This is a genomic window from Halomonas sp. DP5Y7-2 (assembly GCF_019802025.1).
GTDB lineage: Bacteria > Pseudomonadota > Gammaproteobacteria > Pseudomonadales > Halomonadaceae > Halomonas > Halomonas litopenaei_A.
Window position 1 is genome coordinate 163,418 of the sequence record NZ_JAHVHY010000008.1, and the last position, 19,021, is coordinate 182,438.

18 protein-coding genes are annotated in these 19,021 nt (G+C 64.7%); 7 read left to right on the top strand and 11 right to left on the bottom strand.

Going from position 1 to position 19,021, the window contains the following annotated elements; genetic code table 11:
• The first annotated feature begins 41 nt into the window (after positions 1 to 41).
• Positions 42 to 971, top strand: coding sequence for a LysR family transcriptional regulator (locus KUW18_RS16195; RefSeq protein WP_206940603.1), 930 nt, complete (start codon positions 42 to 44; stop codon positions 969 to 971).
• Between the two features lie 9 nt (positions 972 to 980).
• On the opposite strand, the gene KUW18_RS16200 is transcribed toward KUW18_RS16195, so the two are convergent.
• On the bottom strand, positions 981 to 1,670 hold the full coding sequence (locus tag KUW18_RS16200) for a tRNA (guanine(46)-N(7))-methyltransferase TrmB (RefSeq protein ID WP_206940605.1): 690 nt from the start codon (positions 1,668 to 1,670) through the stop codon (positions 981 to 983).
• A gap of 547 nt (positions 1,671 to 2,217) precedes the next feature.
• Between KUW18_RS16200 and KUW18_RS16205 the strand changes: the two genes are divergently transcribed.
• The 3 genes from KUW18_RS16205 to KUW18_RS16215 all read left to right on the top strand — a co-directional run bounded on the left by KUW18_RS16205 (position 2,218) and on the right by KUW18_RS16215 (position 5,038).
• Complete coding sequence (locus tag KUW18_RS16205) at positions 2,218 to 4,125, top strand: beta-ketoacyl synthase (protein WP_222561962.1); 1,908 nt, start codon at positions 2,218 to 2,220, stop codon at positions 4,123 to 4,125.
• On the top strand, positions 4,125 to 4,604 hold the full coding sequence (coaD, locus tag KUW18_RS16210; RefSeq protein ID WP_206940607.1) for a pantetheine-phosphate adenylyltransferase: 480 nt from the start codon (positions 4,125 to 4,127) through the stop codon (positions 4,602 to 4,604). The genes KUW18_RS16205 and coaD overlap by 1 nt, the downstream gene beginning before the upstream one ends.
• A gap of 185 nt (positions 4,605 to 4,789) precedes the next feature.
• Complete coding sequence (locus tag KUW18_RS16215) at positions 4,790 to 5,038, top strand: YfhL family 4Fe-4S dicluster ferredoxin (RefSeq protein WP_206940609.1); 249 nt, start codon at positions 4,790 to 4,792, stop codon at positions 5,036 to 5,038.
• 119 nt (positions 5,039 to 5,157) lie between these two features.
• On the opposite strand, the gene KUW18_RS16220 is transcribed toward KUW18_RS16215, so the two are convergent.
• From KUW18_RS16220 to cpaB, 9 genes are all read right to left on the bottom strand, one after another.
• The gene (locus KUW18_RS16220; RefSeq protein WP_206940611.1) at positions 5,158 to 5,592 is read right to left on the bottom strand and encodes a TadE/TadG family type IV pilus assembly protein; all 435 of its coding nucleotides are present in this window, start codon (positions 5,590 to 5,592) and stop codon (positions 5,158 to 5,160) included.
• A 31-nt stretch (positions 5,593 to 5,623) separates the two neighbouring features.
• Positions 5,624 to 7,291: a pilus assembly protein TadG-related protein gene (locus KUW18_RS16225; RefSeq protein ID WP_222561868.1), complete on the bottom strand. Its 1,668-nt coding sequence runs from the start codon at positions 7,289 to 7,291 to the stop codon at positions 5,624 to 5,626.
• Positions 7,292 to 7,316: 25 nt separating this feature from the next.
• Positions 7,317 to 7,652: a DUF3613 domain-containing protein gene (locus tag KUW18_RS16230; protein ID WP_222561869.1), complete on the bottom strand. Its 336-nt coding sequence runs from the start codon at positions 7,650 to 7,652 to the stop codon at positions 7,317 to 7,319.
• Positions 7,653 to 7,696: 44 nt separating this feature from the next.
• Entirely contained in the window at positions 7,697 to 8,503 is an 807-nt protein-coding gene (locus KUW18_RS16235; protein ID WP_222561870.1) for a tetratricopeptide repeat protein, read from the bottom strand.
• Between the two features lie 38 nt (positions 8,504 to 8,541).
• The gene (locus tag KUW18_RS16240) at positions 8,542 to 9,420 is read right to left on the bottom strand and encodes a type II secretion system F family protein (RefSeq protein ID WP_222485115.1); all 879 of its coding nucleotides are present in this window, start codon (positions 9,418 to 9,420) and stop codon (positions 8,542 to 8,544) included.
• A 70-nt stretch (positions 9,421 to 9,490) separates the two neighbouring features.
• On the bottom strand, positions 9,491 to 10,372 hold the full coding sequence (locus tag KUW18_RS16245; RefSeq protein WP_222561871.1) for a type II secretion system F family protein: 882 nt from the start codon (positions 10,370 to 10,372) through the stop codon (positions 9,491 to 9,493).
• The gene (locus tag KUW18_RS16250; RefSeq protein ID WP_222561872.1) at positions 10,369 to 11,664 is read right to left on the bottom strand and encodes a CpaF family protein; all 1,296 of its coding nucleotides are present in this window, start codon (positions 11,662 to 11,664) and stop codon (positions 10,369 to 10,371) included. Before KUW18_RS16250 ends, KUW18_RS16245 begins: the two co-directional genes overlap by 4 nt.
• Positions 11,665 to 11,698: 34 nt before the next feature.
• Complete coding sequence (locus tag KUW18_RS16255) at positions 11,699 to 13,075, bottom strand: type II and III secretion system protein family protein (RefSeq protein WP_222561873.1); 1,377 nt, start codon at positions 13,073 to 13,075, stop codon at positions 11,699 to 11,701.
• A gap of 128 nt (positions 13,076 to 13,203) precedes the next feature.
• Complete coding sequence (gene cpaB, locus KUW18_RS16260) at positions 13,204 to 14,118, bottom strand: Flp pilus assembly protein CpaB (RefSeq protein WP_222561874.1); 915 nt, start codon at positions 14,116 to 14,118, stop codon at positions 13,204 to 13,206.
• Positions 14,119 to 14,924: 806 nt separating this feature from the next.
• Here cpaB and KUW18_RS16270 point away from each other — a divergent pair.
• The 3 genes from KUW18_RS16270 to KUW18_RS16280 all read left to right on the top strand — a co-directional run bounded on the left by KUW18_RS16270 (position 14,925) and on the right by KUW18_RS16280 (position 18,423).
• Positions 14,925 to 16,280 carry an MATE family efflux transporter gene (locus KUW18_RS16270; protein WP_315900683.1) on the top strand — a complete coding sequence of 452 codons (1,356 nt, stop codon included), beginning with the start codon at positions 14,925 to 14,927 and terminating at the stop codon, positions 16,278 to 16,280.
• Between the two features lie 163 nt (positions 16,281 to 16,443).
• On the top strand, positions 16,444 to 17,751 hold the full coding sequence (locus tag KUW18_RS16275) for a short-chain fatty acid transporter (RefSeq protein WP_206940637.1): 1,308 nt from the start codon (positions 16,444 to 16,446) through the stop codon (positions 17,749 to 17,751).
• 168 nt (positions 17,752 to 17,919) lie between these two features.
• Entirely contained in the window at positions 17,920 to 18,423 is a 504-nt protein-coding gene (locus tag KUW18_RS16280) for an acyl-CoA thioesterase (RefSeq protein ID WP_206940639.1), read from the top strand.
• 149 nt (positions 18,424 to 18,572) lie between these two features.
• On the opposite strand, the gene KUW18_RS16285 is transcribed toward KUW18_RS16280, so the two are convergent.
• Positions 18,573 to 18,887 carry an I78 family peptidase inhibitor gene (locus KUW18_RS16285; RefSeq protein ID WP_224852130.1) on the bottom strand — a complete coding sequence of 105 codons (315 nt, stop codon included), beginning with the start codon at positions 18,885 to 18,887 and terminating at the stop codon, positions 18,573 to 18,575.
• Positions 18,888 to 19,021: the final 134 nt, after the last annotated feature.

A 19,021-nucleotide genomic window follows, 5' to 3' on the forward strand; every position in this document is an offset into this window, starting at 1 on the left:
GCTAGCTACTATCAGGTAAACAGATAGGTAGGCCTTCCACCATGCATTGGACCCTGGACCAGATTCAGCTGTTCATCGCCTGCGCCGAGCAGGGCTCGTTCTCGGCCGCCGCGCGTCATCTTGGGCGTGCGCAATCGGCGGTAAGTACCGGCATTTCCCATCTTGAGCTGGACCTTGACTGCGAGCTGTTCGATCGCCGTTCGCGCTCCCCCACCCTGACCGCAGCGGGCCATGCGCTACTGCCGGAAGCCAGAGCCGTACAAGCGCAGTGCGAACGACTCAACGCCCGTGCGGCGACCCTGGCACAGGGCGAAGAGGCCCAGCTGGTGGTGGCCATGCATGAAGCCTTGATCGAGATGCCCCCGGTGGACGCGACGCTGGAGGCCCTTGCCGAGCATTACCCCGCACTGTCGCTGACCCTGCTGTACGGCGCCCAGGGGGACGTCGCCGAATGGGTTGAGCAGGGCACCGCCCACCTGGGCATTCTGCTCAGTCAGGTGCATGCGGCAGGCCCCCTTGAGGGCAGTCGCATCGCCCATTTGAAGCAGCGCTGGGTGGTAGGAAGCACTCACCCCCTGGCCCAGCAGGCAGCGGTAACGCCGTCGGCCTTGGCCAGCTATCGACAGCTGATGATGGCGTCACGCCATAGCGAGGCGACGGCACCGCCCCACACCGAGCCTTGCCTGAGTCCCATGCACTGGCGCCTCAATAGCTTCTACTCCATGGCGGAGCTGACTGCCCGCGGACTCGGCTGGTCGCTGGTACCGGAGCACGTGGCAGACTATCCGCCTTTTCGCGACAAGCTGCAGACGCTGACAGGACCGGGCCTTGGCGAGCCCCCGAGCATCGAGGTCGAAACGGTCATTCGCCGCGATGCCGCCAAGGGCCCTATCGCCCGCTGGCTGGTCGCCACCCTGGGCGAGAACTTCCGCGCCGTCAGCCATAGCCTGACCGCCCCCGGCGCCCGCTGACCCCGTCCGCTAGGGGGTTGGCATCAGCTGGGGGCGATGATCGAGCGTGGCGACCAGGCGCCACAGAGGTTGGTGGTGCTCGTGGTACTTGCGCTCGAAATGGGTCATCGGTGCTGCGCCGGGGTCGTGGGCCTCGACCGGCGCCGACACTCCAGTGGCCAGAGCCACCGCGGCGGCAAACTCCTCGACGTAGACCCGCCAGTTGGAGCGCACCTCAAGCCTCCCGCCCAACCCCACAATGGCCGGGAACACCGGGTGCCCGTGCCAGCGATGCTTCAGCTGGACCGACTTCGGGTAGGGATTGGGGTACAGCAGATAGTGCCGCTCGGGCTGCCAGCCCGTCGCCAGGGCCAGACGCCAGAAATCCACCAGGTCAGCACGCACCAGCAAGGCATTGTCCGGCAGCGGCCCATGGTCCCTGGACAGGCGGTCGGCGCTGCGGTCGACGCCGATTACGCTGTGCTCGGGAAACTGCTCGGCCAGCCTGCGTGTCGACAGACCGACACCACAGCAGGCATCGAGAATAAGCCCTCGCTCACCCTGGGAGCGACGCCAGGCCTCGGCATCGTCAAAGGCGTCTCGGGTGTGCTGAGCCAAAGGCTTGCGCCAGACATGGGACAGGCCACGAGTGACCCTGCGCAGCAGGTCCTCGTGAGGGCCGGTCTGGGCGGAGGTCACGATACGGGGAACATCAGACATATGCGGTCTCGAGCGGGGAAAGCGGCAACAGCGACATGCTGCCGTGAATAGCACAGCCAGTGTACCAAAGCCCCGGTAAGTGAGCAGGTACAGACGCCTCAGCCCAATGCTCGCCAGCGCAAGGGCAACGGCGCCACTCTCACCATGTGCAACACCTTGCAACACACCTGGTGCACGCTGTCGCAGCAGCACTGTCGCCCTGCTCGCGCATGACGAAGGACCGACCAGGTGCTAACATCGCTGGCCTGAAATCCTATCCCGTGGCAATATCGAACGGCGTTTTGCTTGGGACACGGGCAGCATCGCGCGAGGCACGACTCCTCGCCACCTTGGCATCGAGGCATAAACACCAGCAGCGCTGAAGCCAGACCGCCGAATCCTCGGATTCCCGCTTCTGGCCTGTTGGCGTCACCTCGACCAAGGGCAGCACTGACGTGCTGATCTGCCCGGGTCTTCATCAGCGCCGTTTTCTGCGCTCCCAGAGCGAGCCTTTCACCCGCTTCAATACGAGGACTCCGGCTTGTCACACTTACCGGTGATCGTGGGCATGGGCGGCGTCAACCCGGCCGGCCGTACCTCGGGCCATCAGGCCTTCCGTCGCACCGTGCTCGACGCCCTTTCCGACGACGAGCAGACCTCCACCCTGCTCGGTCTGGCCGCCATGATGCGCCTGGCCCACTGCGATGCTGACCAGCACTGGCACAATGCCCAGGGCCAGGAGCTCGATGCCGCCCAACTGGCGCTCGAAACCCGTGACCAGGTACTTAGCCATACCCTGATTCGTCGCATCGAAGATCCGCGTTTCAACGACGAAGGCCTGCCGGCCAATCGTCGCGCCAACCTGGCACTGGAATCGCCGATCACCTTCCGCCTGCGTCGACGCCAGCTACCCGACGACCTGCCGCCTACCTGGCAGGTGCGTGAGGTCGACCGGCATCACCTGGAAGTTACCGTGCCAGCGGGGCAGATGGACGTCATGCTGCCCGAGACACGCCCTGCTCAGGTGCGCGCCGCCGGCCAGCTACCCAGCGGCTTTGATCCCAGCCAGCTGTATCGCAGCGTGCACCACCCCCGCGGTCTGTCCATGGCGGTGTTCGCTGCCAGCGATTGCCTGGGCGACAGCGGCCTCGACTGGGACACGCTGCGCGACCGGCTCGACCCGGATGCGATCGCCGTCTACGCCGGCAACTCGATCGGCCAGCTGGATGACGAAGGCTGGGGCGGCCTGCTCAAGAGCTTTGTATCCGGCAAACGCGCCACCTCAAAGCAGATGCCGCTGGGCTACGGGCAGATGCCTGCCGACTTCCTCAACGCCTATGTACTGGGCAGCGTCGGCGCCACGGGCGCGGCGCTGGGGGCCTGCGCCAGCTTTCTGTACAACCTGCGCCTGGGGATCGACGACATCCGCAGCGGCCGTCGCAGAATCGTCATGGTGGGCACCGCCGATGCGCCCATCACTCCCGAGATCATCGAGGGCTTCCGCACCATGGGGGCCCTTGCCGACGATGATAGCCTGAAGGCCTTGGACGCCCTGGAGCTGCTGACCGACGCCGACTACCAGCGCGCCAGCCGCCCCTTCGCCCGCAACTGCGGCTTTACCATGGGCGAGTCCAGCCAATTCGTGATGCTGATGGACGACGCCCTGGCGTTGGAAACAGGCGCGGATATCCTGGCTGCTGCACCGGAGGTCTTCGTCAACGCCGACGGCTGGAAGCGCTCGATCTCGGCGCCCGGTATCGGCAACTACGTGACCCTGGGCAAGGCCTGCGCCTTGATCCGCGACATGCTTGGAGAAAAGAGCCTGCGCGAGCGCTCCTTCCTGCATGCCCACGGTACCTCGACACCGAAGAACCGCACCACCGAGTCCCACGTCTTTGACGCGGTGGCCAAGGCCAACGGCATCACCGAGTGGCCAGTGGTGGCCATCAAGGCCTTCCTGGGACATTCCCAGGGCAGCGCCGCCGGTGATCAGCTCACCAGCGCTCTGGGCAGCTTCGCCCATGGCCTGCTGCCGGGGATCTGCACCCTGGACAAGGTTGCAGACGATGTCCACGCCGAACGCCTTCGGTTCTTCCGTGAGACCCAATCCTTCGTCGCAGATGCGAGCCTGATCAATGCCAAAGGCTTTGGCGGCAACAATGCCACCGGCGTGCTGATTTCGCCGAATGCCACCGAGCGGCTGCTGACCCAGCGCCACGGAGCCCAGGCGATGGATGCCTGGCGTAAGCGCCGCGAGGTCACACGGGCCCAGGCCCGTGCCTATCACCAGCAGGCGGATGCGGGGCACTTCGCCGTGCGCTATCGTTTCGGTGAAGGCGTGCTCGAAGGACCGGAGCTCGAGGTGCAGCACGACAGCATCCATATCCCGGGCTACGCCCAGCCGGTATCGCTGGCGGTGGACAACCCCTTTGGCCAGCTTGCCGACAACGACGACGAGAGACAGGAGCAAAGGTGATGACGACGGCCGTCTATCCCGGCACCTTCGATCCGATCACCAACGGTCACTACGACCTGATCGAACGGGCGTCACGCCTGTTCGAGAAAGTCGTGGTCGCCATCGCGGCGAGCCCCGGCAAAGGGCCCGCGCTGGACCTGGATACCCGACTCGAGTTGACCCGAGACGTGGTCGCCCCCCTGGGCAACGTCGAGGTTGTCGGCTTCAGCGGGCTGATGACCGACTTCATGCAAGCCCAGAATGCGCGGGTACTGCTGCGAGGGTTGCGGGCGGTATCCGACTTCGAGTACGAGCTTCAGCTCGCCAACATGAATCGCGCGCAGATGCCTGATCTGGAAACCGTCTTTCTGACGCCAGAGGTCGAGAATTCCTACATTTCTTCCACCCTGGTACGAGAGATTTCTCGCCTCGGTGGAGACATCAGCAAGCACGTGCACCCCAAGGTCGCACAAACCCTGCGTAGCCATTACAATACCTGACCATCACACTGGGATTTGACGCTGCGGATGCCTCTTGCGCTGCAGGACCAATCCCGTTGATCCCGAACACCGGGACCGGCAATGCCGTTTCCCCGGGCTGCCCGCCAGGCCAACCCCCGTCGCTGTGCGACGCGCCTGACCGGAAGCCCCGGCCCCAGGGCCGCGACTCTGCGTGAGGACCCTCAATGTCACTGATGATCACCGACGAGTGCATCAACTGCGACGTCTGCGAACCGGAATGCCCCAATGGCGCCATTTCTCCCGGCGAGGAGATCTACGTCATCGACCCCAACCTGTGCACGGAGTGCGTCGGTCACTACGACGAGCCTCAGTGTCAGCAGGTGTGTCCGGTGGACTGCATACCGCTGGACCCCGAGCGTGTCGAAAGCCACGAGACGTTGATGGAGAAGTACCACATCATCACGGCGGCCTGATCACCTCCGGCCATCGCCGACCATGCTGACGCTGACGTGCTGAGGCCGGCATGTCTATGCTGATAGTTCATGCTGACCGTTCACGCTAGAAGGAGCCGCCCCAGGGCGGCTCCTGGCGTTTACAGCTTGACCACTGCACGCCCACTCAGGGCCTCCGGTAGGTCAGGCACGCTGATCCCCAGCAGGGTGAGCGGCGTGATCGCGGGCCGGCGCTCAAGGCACACGATCAGGCTGTCGCCCTCAAGACGCACTCTGGCACCATCGGCGCATCCTGGAGTCTGCTCGGCGCTCCAGCCCATGGCGCTGATACTGTCGAGTACCCGCTGCGCGGCGTCAGACTCGACGTCTTCCTCGGCGAGCCACGGGGCACTGGCGACCACCGCGGCAGACCTCGCCGCTTCGCTGGCCACCTGGGTCAACTGGTGCTGCTGCACCATGGCCACCGAGTAGCTGATCAAGGCGTACAGCAGCAGCAGGAAAATCGGCAGCACGACGGCGAACTCGATGGCCACCGCCCCTCGCTGGCCCTGCACTCCCCTGCGGTGTCTGTTCATCGCTCCTCCACCGAGTCATTCGGTTGTCGTATCAGGGCGACTCGCCGTCCTGACAGCCTGCCCAGCTGGTGGCGCACCCCGTCAGCGACTCAACGCCCCCTGCATCCACCGCCAGCACCCGTACATCCAGGGTGTTGACGCCGATGCCCAAGCCCTCGAGTGCCGGCTCCAGCAAGGTCGCGTTGACGTCAGACAGCGTCGCCGACAGCAGGGAGGGCACACCAAAAGTGGATACCAGCCCACCAAGCAAGCCCAGCTGGTTGACCACACTCGTGACCAGTCCGTCCAGCACCTGGGTCACCTGGGCCCCACCTTGGCCATCAAAGACCGCCCGGGACTGGCCTGGCCAGACCAGTCGTCGTTGCTCCTTGGCGCCCTGGGCGCTGCCCGCGGTGGCACCTTCGTCATTGGAGAAAAGCCCCAGCAACCTGACCTCCTGCTCGATCTGCACTAGCGAACGCTGGGCCACGACGCTAAGCTCGAGCCCGTCATCCAGCGCCGCCATGGCGTCGACCGCCGCGCGCCCTTCAGCCCCGGTCACCCGGGTGCTTACCTCCACATTCAGCAGTCCGGCCAGCCCAAGCCCAAGCTCCAACGACAGCTCGAGCTGCGCATTGCGGGCGACGCTGCGATAGCAGGACGATGAACAGTCGCTGGCCAGACTTGCACCAGCGGGGCCCGGAGGTCCCACGGCGATGGTCGGAGGAGAGATGACCTCGAGTGCCAGCGACAGGTCGGCCAACCCCAGCCCGACGGCGATCGAGGAAAGGTCCGCCAGCCCGAGACGGACTCCGCCCTGCTTGCTGGCGTCGAGCAACAGCGCGCCTTCCAGCAGCTCGCGAACCGGCACTCGAGCGGTGAGAATATCGCGCACCGCGACCTCTCCCTGTGGGTCGATCGCCAGCAGCTCGGCCAGGGTGAAGCGCTCGCCAGGCGCCCCCGGACGCACCGGATTGGCGCTTACTGAGTCCAGTGCCTCACGGATACGCTGGCCCAGTGCCTCGAGATCCAGCGATTGGGCGAGTTGCTCTTCAAGGTCCACGTCCAGCGACTCGACCCCCAGCAGCTCGCCCAGGCTGAGCTCGAGCCCAACGCCGTCATACGCCCCCAGCACCGTCAGGTCGAGCCGAGCACCGATCAGCCGATCGAGCAGCAGCGCCAGTACTGCCGATTCGCTGGTATCGACCTCAAGCAGGCTGGTCCCGGCGCTCAGCGTTACCATCGAGGCGCGCCTTGCCACCCCGGTAGCGGTCAGCCGGGTGTTGTCGTCCACCTCGCCGCCGATCAGCTCACCCAGGTTGGCCAGCAGGCTGCTGGGCACCTCGCGCTGAAGTCTGACCTCGACGCTGTTGGCGAGCCCTGACTCCGTGAGGAACCTGCCACCGTCGTCAACCGCGCCCTGGGTCAGGGTCATGGTGGCGTCCCCCGCGTCCACATCGATGCCATTTTCCTGCACGGCATCGATGGCCCACAGGCGCAGGCTGGCATGGCCACAGGCATCCCCCTGAAACAGCGCCTGGCAACTTGCCGCCGCGGATACTGCCGCCAGGTCCGCCGCCTGCTGCAGGCGACGCTGCTCCAGATACAGGCGCCCGGCATCCAGGGCCAGGGTCACCAGGGCGACCAGCCAGACCAGCAGGAAGGCGGTCATCACGCCGATGGCGCCTCGCTGTCGCTGCAGCCTGCCAGCCGATGTCATCGGTCGCCATCGCGGAGTGCCAGCCTCAATCCTCGCCAAAGCCGGTCTCGATATAGCGCTCTGGAATCGGGTGGCCGAAGCTGTCCACATAGCGCTGATAGATCTGGCTCTGGACCTTGCCCGACAGCACCTGGACGGAGGGCGATGCCACGCGTCCCTCACGCTGTGCGGCCAGCATTGCTCGGGTACGTTCGCCGAAGGGGTCGCGACTGGCGGGAAGTCGCACGATGCCGGGATGGCTGGTAGCGGTCTGCTGCGCTTCCGCGCGATCCGGCCATAGCATCAGCGCCAGGCTCAGCAGCAGGCAGACCATCGCCGCCACGATGAGGGTCTTGGGCTGGGTGACAATGTCCTTGCACATCACGGTCCATCGCTCCTTGCAGGAGCGCATCCTGCGTCGGCTCATCATGATTCCGTCCTCTCACCGGGAGATGCCGCCGGGGAGATCGTACGCGGCGGCGCCGCCAGCAGTCGGGCGTCGACTCCCAGGCGTCGTGCGGTGCGTTCGGCCTGAGCGGCTTGCCCGCTCAGCCGCAGGGCCAGCACCAGGTTGGCGGCCGCCTGCTGGTGGCTGGGGTCGAGCTCCAGCGCGGTGCGAAATTCCTCCGCCGCCTGCTGCGATTCGCCTGCCAGCAACAGCAGGTAGCCGAGATCATTGCGGATGCGTGGGTCGATCGGCCGGGACTCCCGGGCCTGCCGCATCAGGGTCATGGCCTGGTCGTGACGGCCAGCGCGAAAGGCATTGCGTGCCAGCCCGCGATAGCCATCTGCCACCAGGCAGGTGCCCAGCAGGGCCTCGTAGGCGCGGTTACTGCCCTCGACATCGCCGATGGCGCGTCGTGCATCGCCTTCAAGACGCCAGGCAAGCGGCAGCCCATAGTCACCTGCCTCCAGGTGAGCGGCGGCGGAGCGCGGCTTGCCGTCGTCCAGCATGCGCTCGATCAACGACAGCTCGACACCGATATCGGCAGCATAGCGGCGTCCACAGGGCCCGCTGCTCTGCTGCTGGGCGTCGCCCACCACCTCGACGGCCGGCGCGAACGCCGTCATGGGCATGGGCTGTGAAGACGCGCTGGTACATCCACTCAGCAGCGAGACTCCCAGCAGCGCGGCCAGGACGCACCACGTGCCCCCCATTCCGGGCTGTCGTGGCATGCCAGCTGGTGGTTGGCCGGAAGCGGCGAGGGTGGAGTGGCGATCTCTCGATGTCATCGGCGTCTCCCACCGGTAGTGAAGCAAAGGACTCGGCATCACGGCCCTCCCAGGGATCCCATCAGTCCACTCAGGTTGACCAAGGCGGGACCGGCCATGACGATCAACAGGGCGGGGAACAGACACAGCATCATCACCAGCGACATGGTTCCGGACAGCTGACTGACACGCTGTTGCAGGCGTGTGCGGCGCTGGGCCCCAAGGCGTTCCACCAGGGTGGTCAGGCTATCCCTGGCGCGGCCTCCCGTTCTGGCGATCTGGGCAAACATCAGGAAGAACTGCTCGACGCCTTCGCTGGCCTGCACCGCGGCCAGCTCTTCCAGCACCTTCTCGCGGTCCTGGCCGCTGTCGATGCGGTTGGCGGCGATCCGCAGTTCCAGCACCATATCCGGGGTCGTCGCACCCAGCTGTTGAATCAGTCGATGCAGCAGGCTTTCCAGGGTCATGCCGGTGTCCCACAGCATCCGCGTCACCTGCAGCACCAGTTCGATATCTTCATCGAGCCGCAGCGTTCGACGACGACGCTTGCGCTCCAGCGCGAGCCACCCCAGTCCCGCTGCGAAGCCCCCCCACAGGGCAGACATGACCACGATACCCGCCACAGGCCTGCCGCCCATGATCGCCAGCAGCCCGCCCAGCATGGCGGCGCCGACCATGACCACGGCCCACGCCAGCAGCACCGCCAGCTGAGCCTTGGCCCCCACATGCCCGGACTGCCGAAGACGCAAGGACAGCCGTCCCGCCAGACCAGGGCGGCTGGCGCGACTACGCCATAGTCCGCGCCCTTCCCGCAGTAGCCGCGACTCCTCCCGCCGGCGCTGTCCTTCCTCGCCCACGGGCAGCCGCGTACTGATCAGCAAGGCTGCTGCCGCCAGGGCCAAGGCCACGACGGACCCGCTCCACCAAAGATTCCACATCAGCCGCCTGTTCTCCTTGTCTAACCTACCCGCGTTGCAGCGCCGGCAGACGTTCGTTGCAGTGAGGGGGTCATACCGACTTGAGCATGCGCCACAGCAACCATCCCCCGCTCAGCTGCAGGACCACGGCCAGCGCCAGGGCCTGGCGACCTCCGCTGCTCTCCAGCATGGGCAGCAGAAATGCCGGCTGCGTCAGCTGGATAAACAGCGTCAACAGCAGGGGGGACAGGCCCAGTACCAGAGCACTGATGCGGGTTTCTCCGGTCATGGCCGCCAACTCACGACCGCTTTGCTCGCGCTGGTGCAAGGCGGCGGCAAAGGCATCGAGCATGTCGGACAGACTGCCGCCATGGCGTTGGTTGATGCGCATGGCGGTAGCCAGCAGCCCCAACTCGTCGAGCCGCAGTATCTGCCCCTCACGGGCCAACCCTTCGTCCAGTTCCTGACCGAGCTGACGCCTCAACATGACGCGAGACAGTGCATCCGACAGTGGAGGACGTACCCGCCGTGTCGCGTGCACGAAGGCGGTTTCCAGCCCTTGACCGGCCATCAGGCCACGGCTGACCTGACTGAGAAATGGCGCCAGCTGGCGGCGTGCACGGCGCCGGGTGCGCGCGGCACGCACACGAATCAGCGCATTGGCCAGCACCACTACCAGCACCACGGTCGCCGGGCCCCAGACGGCCCCCAGGCGTGACAGCAGCAACATCGCCAGCACCAGCAGACTGCCACCGGCCACAGCGACACTCAGTGGCGAGGCGGGCAACCCTGCCGCCGTCAGGCGCTCGACAAGCCATTCCATCAGCGAGTCATGGGCAACCAGCGAGCGGCGTCGCGCGGTGCGCTGACCGCCAGCCGCGCGCTCGGTGTGGGCACGCGCGCTCTTCATCAGCAGCCATGCAGCCGTGGCAAGGCATGCCGCCACCAGCGAAAAGACCACCCAGACATTCATGAGTGCGCCTCCTCAGCGCCATCTACCAGCGCCGCCAGCAGCCGCGGCCAGCAGACCGCAGACGCCTGGTCTGCTGGCCGGGCCGTGAGGTGGTCAGTCACCGGTTGCCCCTCTCGGTAGAGCGGCTCCAGGACCACCTCGCCCTGGCGTAACCCGACCACACGCAGCACCTCTGCTACCCGACGCTGACCGCTGCTGTCGCGAGCGACGTGTACGATCAGGTCGAGCGCAGTGGTGATGATTTGACGCACCAGCGCATCGGTCCCCTGAAAGCGCGACATGCGCACCATCATCTCCAGCCGTACCACGGCATCGGCGGCCGAATTGGCGTGAACGGTACTCATCGAGCCCTGATGTCCCGTGTTCATCGCCTGCAGCATGTCCAGCACTTCGTCGCCCCGACTTTCCCCCAGCAGGATCCTGTCGGGGCGCATGCGCAGGGCATTCTTGACCAGTGCACTGGCGCCGACCTCGCCTTCTCCTTCGATGTTGGGCGCTCGGGTTTCCAGCCGCACCACGTGGTGGCTGGCCAGCTGCAGCTCGGCACTGTCCTCGATGGTGACCACCCTCTGCTGAGGTGGAATCGCTGCGCTCAGCACGTTCAGCAGCGTCGTCTTGCCGGCTCCGGTGCCACCGCTGACCAGCAGATTGCAGCGCTCTTCCACCGCTCGGCGCAAAAAGGTCATGAGGTTGGCCGGCACGCTGCCCATGGCCACCAGGTCCTGCCCGGTCAGCGCCTCCCGCCGAAACTTGCGGATCGAGACGCTGGGCCCGTTCAGTGACAGCGGCGCAATGATGGCGTTGACCCGGGAGCCATCGGCCAGGCGGGCATCCACCATCGGGCTGGATTCATCCAGACGCTTGCCAAGGGGCGCCAGCATGCGCCGCACGACCCTGAGAATGTGATCATCATCGAGGAAGGCGAGCTGACACGGCTCCAGCCGGCCACGGCGTTCGACGTAGACCTGGCGATGACCATTGATCAGGATGTCGGAGATGGTGTCATCGGCCAGCAATGGCTCCAGGGGACCGAAGCCATTGAGCTCGCGACAGACATCCTCGACCACAGCGTCGACACTGTCGGTCGGCGTGGCGTAGCCCCTCAGGCTAAGCGCCTCTGTCACCAGCTCGCGCACCTGCTGACGCAGCTGCATGGGCTCATCGGCGATGCCCCTGACGTCATCCTCCAGGCGCTCGACCACCAGCTGGTGAAGCTCGCTGATCAAGGCAGGCTCTGCCCCCGGCGCCGCCTTCCGCGGACTGACCTCGGCACGCTTTTGACGAAATGGCATGGCGCTCTCCTCTCACCCCACCCACAACCACCGATCAGCGACTGAAGCCCACCTCGGACACGCGCTCTATGGCTTGTGCATCCTGTGGATCGAACATCAGTTCCAGGAAGTTCGGGTCATAGCTCTCGAACGCGGCGCCAGGCATCGGCCCCAGATCCACCCCGGCGGCCAGCGGCCTGACGAGGTGCGGTGTCACGATCATGACCAGTTCCTTCTCGTCACGATCCAGGCGTGTCGAGCGGAAGAACGCGCCGATGACCGGGATATCACCAAGCCCAGGGATCTTGTCGACGCTTTGAATGATGTTGCGGCTGACCAGACCACTGATGATGAAGCTCTCGCCGTTGCCCAGCTGCACCGTGGTATCGGTGCGGCGCACATTCAGCGCCGGCACCGCGATACCGGCTGTCTGCACCCCGCGGGAAAAGTCCAGCTCGGACACTTCGGGCGCCACCTTGAGCATGATGCGCCGCTCGTCCAGCACCGTCGGCGTCAACTGCAGACGGATACCGAACTCCTTGAAGTCGACGCTGATCTGGTCGTCACCGCTTTGCACGGGAAAGGGAAATTCGCCACCGGCAAGAAAGCTGGCGCTCTGGCCAGACAGGCTGACCAGGCTGGGCTCTGCCAGGGTATAGGCGAAACCATTGGCGCTCAGGGCGCTGAGTGCCGAGAGCACGCCACTGGTATTGACCTGAATGATCGAGAAGCCACCGTCACCCGCATTGGGGGCCACCGCACCGCCCGCCAGGAAATCGAGCGTCTCATCGCTGCGGCCCAGGGCAAAGCGGGTCGAGCCTGCCTGGTTGCGCCCGATGAAGAAGCCCGCGGAGGCCATGCGGCTGCGGTTGACCTCTACCACGCGGATGTCGGTCTGGACCTGCACCGGCCCGGCCTGGGTGGTCCCATCGATGGGATCGCTGGCAAAGCGAGAGATCGCCTGATCATGGCGTTCGAGGGAGCGCGTCACGCCACGCACGTCAGGACGCGAGGTGCCGGGGGCCAGTGAGTACTCCGACTCGAGCCCCTCGCCACCGGCAGGGCGCACCTGTATTAACGTTTCCCGGGGTTGGCTGGCACCGTCGATCCATACCTTGAGGCTGGTGCTTCCGGGGCCGACGGCGGTCACCAGCAGCGACCGCGGGTCCAGCACCTGGGCGTCAATGATGTCACCCCGCCCCACCGCGGTGCGGGTGATACGTCCTGGCTGGCCCAGCCACTGCTGGTCACCGACGGCCAGGCTCAGCCGTGACTCGGGTGACTGCGCCAGCCCCACAGCGGGGATCAACGCTACTCCCAGCAGCAGCGCGGCTACCAGGCGTTTGCCTGGCACCAGTCCGCGCCATGTCCCGCGGGCACACACTCTCCAGCACACCGACCTCGGTCGGGCGATCTTGCCATCTAGCTGCATGCTTGGTCCTGTTCCCTGCGCGGGTTCCGCTAGCCATGGCGACTGCCGCCACCGCTGCCGAACCTCTCATTATGATGTCAGTCTGTTGACCGCCCGTTTCCAGCCTTCCTACCGCTGGCTGCCCGCGATCACGGCAGTGAGACCACTCGACTGCTGGCTCCTACGTGTTGCACCACCTGGTATCCCTGGGCGCGTGACGCCTGCGCCGCCGGTCTGGGCGGTTCTCGCTCGATACCGGTAAGCTCATCGAAGCTGACGCTATTGCCGGGCTGGCTCAGGCTCTGGCCCAGCGATACCGGCAGGACGCTCTGGCCCAGCGCGAAGCGCAGACCGTCATCGAAGGATTCGCCCAGAGCCGCTTCCTGGTTGCCCACCACTGCCAGTCGCAGCCGCCCCGTCGCCTCGGCCAGCAGCAGCCGCGCGGTCTGGGTTTCCGGCATGGCCAGCACGGCCGTGCGCTCAGAGCCACTGTCCTCCTGGCGGTCGCCACCTACCAGGCGCTCGCCTACCCCCAGCACGCTGACATCGGAAAACAACCGCCGTGCCAGCCGATGGCGCTGACCGTTGCCGTCATCCGTCTCGGCAAAGAACAACACGTCGACCCGGTCCCCCGGCGCCACGAAACCACCGCCGCCGATGACCGCGTCGATACCCACCCCGACGGCACGAAAGCCTGGGGGCACCACATCGGCCAGGGCACCACCGCCGACGAATCCACCCGGCCTCAGTACATCGCCCTCACCGAGGGGCCGCGCCAGGCGCGCATCCGGCACCTGGGCCAGCTCAGCAAAGCTGCCATCCAGCGGGGTAGGAAAATAGGCCAGCCGCAGTGCATCGGGCAGGTCAGAGGGGCGCTCCCCCGCACTCAGCTCCCGAGCGGCCACCAGCACCGGATAGCCCAGGGGTTCGGGCGCCTCTGGCGCAGCCACTTCTGCGCTCTCAGGGGGGAGTGCCTGGCGGCTCAATGACCAACCTACAAAGGCCATTACTAGCGCGATGAACACCAGCAAGCCCGCAAGCAATCGCAACAGTTTTACTGACATCACCAAAGCCTTGCCATCAGCTGAAGTTGATCATCCATCAGCCCTTCAGGCTAAAACATACTTTCTATGGATGACTTGAGGTCCGCGATGCCTTCTGAAAATGCAGTAACTTGAAAAGCACCAATGATAACGGCGGTGACAACCCCGAGAATTACCGCATACTCAATCGCACTTGCCCCGCGCTGACGTCGGTGCTGGGGGCACTGAGGCTGCCTGGCAGCGACCTTGACTGCCTTAGGGCAAAGAGGGTTCGCGAAAAAGAGAGGGGACTTTTTCATTGTGGATACTCCTGCGTAAAATCGATATTTTTATATACGTTATATCTTAATTACCGATTCATCATTGTTCGTCACACTGTCACCAAGGTCGCCAGCCTTTATGGGGATGTTCCTTCTCACCCGTGATGTCTACTGGTTCCTTCTTGCTGCTTCTTGCTCCTTCTTACTCCTTCTTGCTAGTCCTTTTTTATTAATTCATGGGATTATCTTATTAGTAGCCAGAAGAGGTATTTCTGTCACCTTAGAGATGGCAACGGAATGTAATTTTTTGGTAGTAACTGATACTAAACATTTCATTCGGATATCAATGAACCAGCATTCAATATGTCTGACATTGCACACGCTGTGCCGTTGTAAAAGACGCAACCAACGGACCAGCGGCCATTCCGTGGCCATCCATCGCACCATGACGATCCGGATGACGCCATTGCGTCATGACCGCCAAGGCGTCCCGCTTGACCCGTGAGGTCGGCGCCGGGACACTGCGCTCCTCACCCGAATCTTCATCAGCCAAGCAGACGTGCAACCGTGGCCAGTCTTCCACCCTCTTCCTCCAGCGGCCTAGCCGACACCCTTGGTCGACTGCCGCGCATCGCTGCGCTGGCCTGGCCGATCATCCTGTCCAACATCACCGTGCCCCTGCTGGGGCTCGTGGATACTGCCGTGGTCGGCCACCTGCCGGACTCACGCTACCTGGCCGGTGTGACCCTGGGGGCCACGCTGTTCGGCTTTCTCTACTGGGGTTTCGGCTTTCTGCGCATGGGCACCACCGGCCTCACTTCCCAGGCCATGGGGCGCAGTCGGGATGACCAGGTCCGTCATCTGCTCGGCCAGTCACTGCTGCTGGCCGGGGCCATCGGCGTGCTGTTGATCCTGCTGGGGCGCCCGCTGATTGCGCTGGGGCTATGGCTGCTCGATGGCAGCCCGCAAGCCAGTGAACTGGCCGCCAGCTACGCCGAGATCAGGCTGCTGTCGGCCCCTGCGGTCCTGGCCAACTACGCCATCCTTGGCTGGTTCCTGGGGCAACAGAACAGTCGTGTGACGCTGGCACTGCTGCTGACCAATAACGGCGTCAACATCGTCCTCGACCTGCTGTTCGTGGTGGGCCTGGACATGACCAGTGACGGCGTCGCCTGGGCCACGGTGATCGCGGACTACTGCACGGTGGCGCTGGGGCTGTGGTGGTGCCGGCACCGCCTCGGCCGCTTGGGAGGCCACTTCGAGCGGGCCCGGCTGCTTACCGTGGGCGCCTATCGCGAGCTGTTCTCGGTCAATGCCAACCTGTTCGTGCGCACGCTGGGGCTGCTGTTTGCCCAGGCATTCTTCACCGCCCAGGGGGCCGCCCAGGGAGATACGGTGCTGGCGGCAAATGCGGTGCTGCTGCAGTTCATCATGCTCACCTCCTATGGCCTGGACGGATTCGCCAATGCCGCAGAGGCACTGACCGGCCATGCCATCGGCCGCCGGCGCTTCGATGACTTCGCCCTGTCGGTGCGAGCGGCTGCCCTGTGTTCGCTGGCGACAGCCGCCCTGGCAAGCCTCGCCTTTGCCCTCGCCGGTAACGCCTTGATCGCCCTGCTCACCGGGCTTCCCGAGGTACGCGCCACCGCCGCGGATTTCATGCCCTGGGTGATCCTGATGCCCTTGGTGGCGGTATGGAGCTACCTGCTAGACGGGGTCTTCATCGGCGCCACCGCCATTGCCGAAATGCGCAACTCGATCTTTATTGCACTGGCCGCCTATCTGCCCCTGTGGTGGCTGACCCAAGGCATGGGAAATCATGGACTTTGGTTAGCCTTTACGACTTTTACCGCAGTGCGTTCCGGGGTCCTTGTGGCCTACTATCTTCGCTATCGCAGCACGCGCTGGAGCAGCACGGGTTAAGGCCTTCTCCCGGTCGATGCCCCTGCTGTCAGCACAGATGCCGGTGTATGCCCAAACGTCATCGCTTGAAAGGTGACTTTGACGCCCGGCGGCGGACTGCGGCACCGTTGACGCCAGGTGGCCGGGAAGGCCATTTTCACAACCAGAAGAAGCGAAATACGCCATGTTGAGAGCTCTGTCACGACCCGCCGTGAAACTGGTGGAGCGCTATCTACCAGATCCCTATGTCTTCGTCCTGCTCCTGACCATCATCGCTGCGGCAGCGGCCATCGCGGTGGAGCGTCAGTCGCCCATGGCGGTGCTGACGTACTGGGGCGACGGTTTCTGGAACCTGCTGTCCTTCTCCATGCAGATGCTGCTGGTACTGGTCACCGGCTTCATGCTGGCCAGCTCGCCACCGGTCAAGCGCCTGCTGGCAAGTCTGGCCCGCATCGCCAATAACGCGGGTGCCGCCATCCTGCTGGTCACCCTGGTGTCGCTGGCCGCCAGTTGGATCAATTGGGGCTTCGGCCTGGTGGTGGGCGCGCTGTTCGCCAAGGAGCTGGCCCGCGTCGTGCGCGTCGACTATCGCCTGCTGGTCGCCAGTGCCTACTCCGGCTTCGTGGTCTGGCATGGCGGCCTGGCCGGCTCGGTCCCCCTGACGATTGCCACGGAAGGGAACCCCTGGGCAGAGCAGATCGGCGTCATCGGCACCGGCGAAACCATCTTTTCCTATTTCAATCTGCTGATTGTGCTGGCTCTGTTCATCGCGGTGCCGCTGGTCAACCGCATGATGCTGCCGGGGGAAAAGGAAAGCGTGTACGTCGATCCGGCCCTGCTGGGTGAGGAAGAAGACCGCCGCGTGCGCATCAGCCGCCCGGCCGAGCGCCTGGAAAACAGCATGACGCTGGCGCTGCTGGTGGGTATGCCAGGTCTGATCTACCTGATCAGCTACTTCGTCGGTGGCGGTGGCCTGAACCTGAACGTGGTCAACTTCATGTTCCTGTTTCTGGCCATCGTGCTGCATCGCACCCCTCAGAGCCTGCTGAACAGCCTGAACGAGGGGATCAAGGGCGGGGCCGGCATCGTCATTCAGTTCCCCTTCTACGCCGGTATCATGGCCATCATGGTGCAGTCAGGACTCGCCGAGACCATGTCGCAGGCCATGGTGTCCTTCGCTACCGAGACCACCCTGCCGTTCTGGACCTTCATCAGCGCCGGCATCGTCAACATGTTCGTGCCTTCGGGCGGAGGCCAGTGGGCCGTCCAGGCACCTGTCGTCATTCCCGCCGCTCAGGCGCTTGGCGTGGACATCCCGCGTGCCGCCATGGCGGTCGCCTGGGGCGATGCCTGGACCAACCTGCTGCAGCCTTTCTGGGCGCTGCCGGTGCTGGGAATTGCAGGACTGAAGGCCAAGGACATCATGGGCTTCTGCCTGGTTCAGCTGTTTATCACCGGCATCATCATCTCGGTGTGTCTGACCTGGCTATGAGCCGCCCGAGCCGGGCGAGATGATGGCAAAGGCGGGCCGATCGGTCACCGCCTCGCTGTACAGTGCCGGCAACAACTGAGTTTCAACGTGCGCCTTGTCTCCGCTCGCGGAGGCAAGGCGTTATGCTATGTGCATCACAGACCGAACTGCATGCTTGAGGAGCCATCCATGCTAGAACAGAGCCTCCCGGGTCAGCACGAACTGACCATGACCGTGCTGATGACACCCGACATGGCCAATTTCAGTGGCAAGGTGCACGGTGGCGCCATCCTCAAGAAACTCGATGAGGTGGCCTATGCCTGCGCCAGTCGCTACTCAGGTCACTATGTGGTCACCCTGTCGGTCGACCAGGTGCGCTTCAAGCAGCCCATCCATGTGGGTGAGCTAGTGACCTTCCTGGCCAGCGTCAATCACGTCGGCCGCTCGTCAATGGAAATTGGCATCAAGGTGGTGGCGGAAGACATTCGCCAGAAGATCATTCGCCATACCAACAGCTGCTACCTGACCATGGTCGCGGTGGACTCGGACGGACGCCCCGCCACGGTACCGCCGCTGACGCTGGACACGCCGATACGCAAGCTGCGCTATGAAAAGGCCACCCTGCGCAAGAAGCTGCGCAAGCAGGCGGAAGAAGAGGAGCAGCGCACCCAGCAGGAGCTGGGCCAACGCTGAGGCACCCGAAGCCGTATCCGACGAGGTCGGCGATGACCCGACAGGCCAGCCGCTAGGCGGCCTGTCGCAGCCTGCGGTTACGGTGCTGGTTCCTGTTACGGTTCCTGGTTGCTGGCCCGCACCATCACAATGCCGGCCAGCACGAGGGATTAACCGCAGCCCAGCTCGACAATCGTATCGGCGTCATCCAGGCGCACGTTCAAGCGGTCCAGGCGCAGGTCCATGGTCGCCACTCCGCCCGGTCTCAGCACGCGCAGGGTCTTGGCACCACTTTCGGCTTTCAGGCGTTCGTCCTGAGCCTCCTGGTAATGCTGCCCCACCCAGTTCTGAACAGCCGCCGCGTCACAGGCTTCGGCCAAGGGAGCCCGCTTGGGTGGCAACGGAGCGGGCTCACCGGTCCCGCCCGACGACGCGCTGCACCCTGCCAGCGCAGCAACCATGAATAACGGAAGAAGTGCTTTCATCATCGGCCTCCAGTGCCTGAATGTCCTTTCGTCTGGCCCATGGCAAGGGGCCACTTGCTGCCTGAACGCTGGCGCCAGGCGGCCCTGCACATGACAAGGGGCCAGCATAGCAGATGCCTTGCGCCATGCTTGGC

What these genes read in the sequence shown, in the direction of transcription:
- KUW18_RS16195 (WP_206940603.1), top strand. Translation starts at nt 42, where the DNA reads ATGCATTGGACCCTGGACCAGATTCAGCTGTTCATCGCCTGCGCCGAG.
- KUW18_RS16200 (WP_206940605.1), bottom strand. Translation starts at nt 1,670, where the DNA reads ATGTCTGATGTTCCCCGTATCGTGACCTCCGCCCAGACCGGCCCTCAC.
- KUW18_RS16205 (WP_222561962.1), top strand. Translation starts at nt 2,218, where the DNA reads ATGGGCGGCGTCAACCCGGCCGGCCGTACCTCGGGCCATCAGGCCTTC.
- coaD (WP_206940607.1), top strand. Translation starts at nt 4,125, where the DNA reads ATGACGACGGCCGTCTATCCCGGCACCTTCGATCCGATCACCAACGGT.
- KUW18_RS16215 (WP_206940609.1), top strand. Translation starts at nt 4,790, where the DNA reads ATGTCACTGATGATCACCGACGAGTGCATCAACTGCGACGTCTGCGAA.
- KUW18_RS16220 (WP_206940611.1), bottom strand. Translation starts at nt 5,592, where the DNA reads ATGAACAGACACCGCAGGGGAGTGCAGGGCCAGCGAGGGGCGGTGGCC.
- KUW18_RS16225 (WP_222561868.1), bottom strand. Translation starts at nt 7,291, where the DNA reads ATGACATCGGCTGGCAGGCTGCAGCGACAGCGAGGCGCCATCGGCGTG.
- KUW18_RS16230 (WP_222561869.1), bottom strand. Translation starts at nt 7,652, where the DNA reads ATGTGCAAGGACATTGTCACCCAGCCCAAGACCCTCATCGTGGCGGCG.
- KUW18_RS16235 (WP_222561870.1), bottom strand. Translation starts at nt 8,503, where the DNA reads ATGACATCGAGAGATCGCCACTCCACCCTCGCCGCTTCCGGCCAACCA.
- KUW18_RS16240 (WP_222485115.1), bottom strand. Translation starts at nt 9,420, where the DNA reads ATGTGGAATCTTTGGTGGAGCGGGTCCGTCGTGGCCTTGGCCCTGGCG.
- KUW18_RS16245 (WP_222561871.1), bottom strand. Translation starts at nt 10,372, where the DNA reads ATGAATGTCTGGGTGGTCTTTTCGCTGGTGGCGGCATGCCTTGCCACG.
- KUW18_RS16250 (WP_222561872.1), bottom strand. Translation starts at nt 11,664, where the DNA reads ATGCCATTTCGTCAAAAGCGTGCCGAGGTCAGTCCGCGGAAGGCGGCG.
- KUW18_RS16255 (WP_222561873.1), bottom strand. Translation starts at nt 13,075, where the DNA reads ATGCAGCTAGATGGCAAGATCGCCCGACCGAGGTCGGTGTGCTGGAGA.
- cpaB (WP_222561874.1), bottom strand. Translation starts at nt 14,118, where the DNA reads ATGTCAGTAAAACTGTTGCGATTGCTTGCGGGCTTGCTGGTGTTCATC.
- KUW18_RS16275 (WP_206940637.1), top strand. Translation starts at nt 16,444, where the DNA reads ATGTTGAGAGCTCTGTCACGACCCGCCGTGAAACTGGTGGAGCGCTAT.
- KUW18_RS16280 (WP_206940639.1), top strand. Translation starts at nt 17,920, where the DNA reads ATGCTAGAACAGAGCCTCCCGGGTCAGCACGAACTGACCATGACCGTG.
- KUW18_RS16285 (WP_224852130.1), bottom strand. Translation starts at nt 18,887, where the DNA reads ATGAAAGCACTTCTTCCGTTATTCATGGTTGCTGCGCTGGCAGGGTGC.